The sequence below is a fragment of the Larsenimonas suaedae genome, assembly GCF_023712105.1.
In the GTDB taxonomy this organism is placed as follows: Bacteria; Pseudomonadota; Gammaproteobacteria; order Pseudomonadales; family Halomonadaceae; genus Larsenimonas; species Larsenimonas suaedae.
This window is the reverse complement of record NZ_JAMLJI010000008.1, coordinates 1-2,391: the sequence shown is the minus strand read 5'-3', so window position 1 is coordinate 2,391 and position 2,391 is coordinate 1. Positions and strand designations below refer to the sequence as shown.

The 2,391-nt window shown below is 65.8% G+C and carries 1 protein-coding gene; it reads left to right on the top strand.

The genetic code is table 11. The annotated features are described in order from the left end of the window. A partial coding sequence (locus NAT49_RS14970) for a VCBS domain-containing protein (protein WP_251595652.1) occupies positions 1 to 2,391 on the top strand: 2,391 nt, incomplete at both ends.

The following is a 2,391-nucleotide window of genomic DNA, read 5'->3' as shown; positions in this document are numbered from 1 at the left end:
CTTCGCGATCGATGAGAGCGGCGCATGGACCTATCAACTCGACAACGAAAGCATCGACGTCCAGGCCCTTGGCGCCGGCGACCAGCTGACCGAGAGCTTCACCGTCACCACCGCCGGTGGCGATACCGAGACCGTGACGATTACGGTCAATGGCACCGACGATGCCGCCGAGATCACCGGGGTTCAGACCGGCAGCGTGACCGAGGACACGGTGCTGACCACTTCCGGCACATTGATCGCGACCGACGTGGACGCGGGCGAGTCCGGCTTCGTCGCGCAACCCAACACCACTGGCAGCTACGGCAGCTTCGCCATCGACGAGACCGGCGCGTGGACCTACACGCTGGATAACGAAAGCACCGACGTGCAGGCCCTTGGAGACGGCGATCAGTTGACCGAGAGCTTCACCGTCACCACCGCCGGCGGTGATACCGAGACCGTGACGATTACGGTCAATGGCACCGACGATGCGGCGGTGATTACCGGCAGCGACAGCGGGGCAGTGACCGAGGACACGGTGCTTACCACAAGCGGTGTGCTCACGGCCACCGACACCGACGCCGGCGAGTCCGGCTTCGTGGCGCAGCCGGGCACGGCTGGAACGTACGGCAGCTTTGCCATCGACGAGGCCGGTAACTGGACCTACCAGCTCGACAACGAAAGTGGCGACGTCCAGGCCCTGGGCGACGGCGATCAGCTGACCGAGACCTTCACCGTCACCACTGCCGGTGGTGACACCGAGACCGTCACCATCACCGTCAACGGCACCGACGACGTTGCCGAGATCACTGGCGTTCAGACCGGCAGCGTGACTGAGGACACGGTACTCACCACCTCCGGCACATTGACCGCGACCGACGTGGACGCGGGCGAGTCCGGCTTCGTCGCGCAGCCGGGCACGGCTGGCAGCTACGGCAGCTTCGCGATCGACGAGAGCGGCGCGTGGTCCTATCAACTCGACAACGAAAGTGGCGACGTCCAGGCCCTGGGCGCCGGCGATCAGCTGACCGAGACCTTCACCGTTACTACCGCCGGTGGCGATACGGAGACCGTGACCATCACCGTCAACGGCACCGACGATGCGGCCGAGATCACCGGCGTTCAGACCGGCAGCGTGACGGAAGATACGGTGCTGACGACCTCTGGCACATTGACCGCGACCGACGTGGATGCGGGCGAGTCCGGCTTCGTGGCGCAGCCGGGCACGGCTGGAACGTACGGCAGCTTCGCCATCGACGAGAGCGGCGCCTGGTCCTATCAGCTCGACAACGAAAGCACCGACGTCCAGGCCCTGGGCGATGGCGATCAGCTGACCGAGACCTTCACCGTCACCACCGCCGGTGGTGACACGGAGACCGTGACCATCACGGTCAACGGCACCGATGATGCCGCCGAGATCACCGGGGTTCAGACCGGTAGCGTGACGGAAGACACCGCGCTCACCACAAGCGGTGTGCTCACGGCCACCGACACCGATGCGGGTCAGTCCGGCTTCGTCGCGCAACCCAATACCACCGGCAGCTACGGCAGCTTCGCGATCGACGAGAGCGGCGCGTGGAGCTACACGCTGGATAACGCCAGTGGCAACGTTCAGGCCCTGGGCGCCGGCGATCAGCTGACCGAGAGCTTCACCGTCACCACCGCCGGTGGCGACACCGAGACCGTGACGATTACCGTCAACGGCACCGACGACGCCGCCGAGATCACAGGGATTCAGACCGGCAGCGTGACGGAAGACACCGTGCTCACCACAAGCGGTGTGCTTACGGCCACCGACACCGATGCCGGCGAGTCCGGCTTCGTCGCGCAGCCCAACACCACCGGCAGCTACGGCAGCTTCGCGATCGACGCCGCTGGAAACTGGACCTATCAACTCGACAACGCTAACAGCGACGTTCAGGCCCTGGGCGCCGGCGATCAGCTGAGCGAGACCTTCACCGTCACCACCGCCGGTGGCGACACCGAGACCGTGACGATTACCGTCAACGGCACCGACGACGCCGCCGAGATCACCGGGGTTCAGACCGGCAGCGTGACGGAAGACACCGTGCTCACCACAAGCGGTGTGCTTACGGCCACCGACACCGATGCCGGCGAGTCCGGCTTCGTCGCGCAACCCAACACCACCGGCACCTACGGCAGCTTCGCTATCGACGAGACCGGCGCCTGGACCTACCAGCTCGACAACGAAAGTGGCGACGTCCAGGCCCTCGGCGCCGGCGATCAGCTGAGCGAGACCTTCACCGTCACCACCGCCGGTGGCGACAGCGAGACCGTCACCATCACGGTCAACGGCACCGATGACGCCGCCGTGATTACCGGCAGCGACAGCGGAGCAGTGACCGAGGACACGGTGCTTACCACAAGCGGTGTGCTCACGGCCACCGACAC